This is a genomic window from Microbacterium sp. Bi128 (assembly GCF_918698205.1).
The window spans coordinates 1-2,135 of sequence record NZ_CAKKMM010000880.1; the positions used below are offsets into that span (position 1 = coordinate 1).

General features: G+C 66.2%; 3 protein-coding genes. All 3 read right to left on the minus strand.

The window, feature by feature from the left end:
• On the minus strand, positions 1–363 hold a 363-nt coding region (locus tag LQV45_RS27550), incomplete at its 3' end, for an ATP-binding cassette domain-containing protein (RefSeq protein WP_230010030.1).
• Complete coding sequence (locus tag LQV45_RS27555) at positions 360–1,370, minus strand: ABC transporter permease (protein ID WP_230010032.1); 1,011 nt, start codon at positions 1,368–1,370, stop codon at positions 360–362. The genes LQV45_RS27555 and LQV45_RS27550, both read right to left, overlap by 4 nt.
• Before the next feature lie 2 nt (positions 1,371–1,372).
• Positions 1,373–2,135, minus strand: a 763-nt coding sequence (locus LQV45_RS27560; protein ID WP_230010033.1) for an ABC transporter permease, incomplete at its 5' end; no start/stop codon positions are given.

Sequence of the window (2,135 nt, forward strand, 5' to 3'; positions counted from 1 at the left end):
GAACACCATAGCGAGGTCACTGCCGCGGTGGCGGCACATGGCCTTGTCGCTGAGCCCCAGGAGCTCCTTGCCCTGCAGCCGGACCGAACCGGTGATTTCCGCCGTCGCGGGCAGCAGGCCCATGATCGCCATGGACGTGACGGATTTGCCGGAGCCGGACTCGCCCACAATGCCCAGCGTCTTGCCGGGCATCACGTCGAAGTCGACGCCGCGGACCGCGTGCACCACGCCGTTTTCCGTGTTGAAGCGGACGTTGAGGTCCCGGACGGAGAGGACCGCGCTCGTGGGGGCGTGCAGCCCGGCGGCGTGGAGGCGCTCGGCGGTCCCTTGCGCGGTGTCCCGTGCGGTGGTGTTGCTGGTCATTTGCTCTTCTTCTGTGTCTTGCCGGTGGCGCCGCCGGTGGCGTGGCCAGTGGCCTTGCTCCTCTTGGCGCGGCCAACGGAGCTGGAGCTGGGGTCGAACGCGTCGCGGAGGCCGTCGTTCATCATGGCGAGCGAGCCGGTCAGCAGGAACATCACGATCAGGGGCGCCCAGAACATCCACGGAAAGGTGGAAACCTGGGAGGTCGACTGGCCGATCAGGACGCCCAGGCTCACGTCGGGGACCTTGATGCCGATGCCGATGAAGGAGAACGCGACCTCGGCGAGGATGGCGCCGGTGACGCCACGGGTGACTTCCAGGACCAGCAGGGAGCCGATGTTCGGCACGAGGTGGCGCCAGACGATCCGGCGCGGCGGGATGCCCATGTACTGGGAGGCTTTGACGAAGTCACGCTGCATGAGGGAGAGCGACAGGGACCTGATGAGGCGTGCGGTCCCCATCCAGCTGAAGACCAGCAGCACGATGATGAGCAGCAGCCAGCTCGGGACGGTGTTCTTCAGGCCGTTGGCGCCGCCGCTCGTGGCCACCGCGACTACCAGCAGGGCCGGCATCATGATCAGGGCTTCGAGGATGAACAGCATGACCTTGTCCACCTTGCGGCCGAAGAACGCCATGGTGCAGCCGTAGACGGCGGCGATCAGCACCGAGACGAGGCCGACGACGACGCCGATCAGGATGGAGACCCTGGTGCCCTCGACGGTCAGGGCGTAGAGGTCGATCCCGGCCTGGGAGGTGCCCAGGAGGTGCTCCGCGGAGGGCGGCATGCCGATGTTGAAGGGGTCGATGGTCTCCTTGTCCCAGCTGCCGAAGAAGCCGCCGATGAAGGAGAAGAGGGTCAGGGCCAGGAAGATGGCGAGGCCGGCGACGGCTGTCCGGTTGCGCAGGAAGCGCCGCAGGATGATCCGCGACTTGCCGATCACGACCTCGTCGTCGCCGAACTTTCCTTCGTCCAGGACGGCGGCTGGGTCAATCGTGTTGAGGTTGGTCATGATTACTGCACCCGCACTCTCGGGTCCACGAGCGTGGTGGCGAAGTCGGCGAGGATCGCTCCAACCGCGAAGATGACGGAGCCGTAGGCGAGGGTCGCGGTGGCCGCGTTGACGTCCTGCAGGGCAATTGAATCGATGGACCAGGACCCGACGCCGTGCCAGGCGAAGATTTTCTCGGCGAAGAAGCCGCCGGCGAAGATGGCCGGGATGGTGAACGCAATGCTCTGCGCCACAGGGATGAAGGACACCCGCAGGGCGTGCCGGCTGATGGCCTGGTTGCGGGTCAGGCCCTTGGCCCGCGCCGTCCTGACGAAGTCGGCGTTGACGTTGTCAAGCAGATACTGGCGCTGGGCGATCTGGTATGCGCCCCAGCCCACAATCGTGATGGCGAACGTGGGCACGGCGTAGTGGGCGAGCATGTCGACGAACTGGGCCCAGCCGTCGCCGTCCAGGCCCGGGGTGGAGATGCCGGTGACAAAGAAGACCCGCTCCCCGACCGACTCGTTGATGTTGATGGCGCCCAGCTGCACCAGGAAGTAGGCGATCGGTGCGGGGACGATGTACATGAGGTAGCTGTACGAGGTGATGGCCCGGTCCGAGGCCTTGTACTGCCGGGCCGCGGTGAAGACGCCGAGGGCGACGCCGATCACGAGGGTCAGGATGATCGAGGCCAGGAAGAGCCGGGTTGAGATCCAGACCCGGTCGCCGAACTCGGCGTTGATGAAGGCACCGTTGGGGCTCCGTCCCCAGTCCCAGCGAGTGAGA

What these genes read in the sequence shown, in the direction of transcription:
- LQV45_RS27555 (WP_230010032.1), bottom strand. Translation starts at nt 1,370, where the DNA reads ATGACCAACCTCAACACGATTGACCCAGCCGCCGTCCTGGACGAAGGA.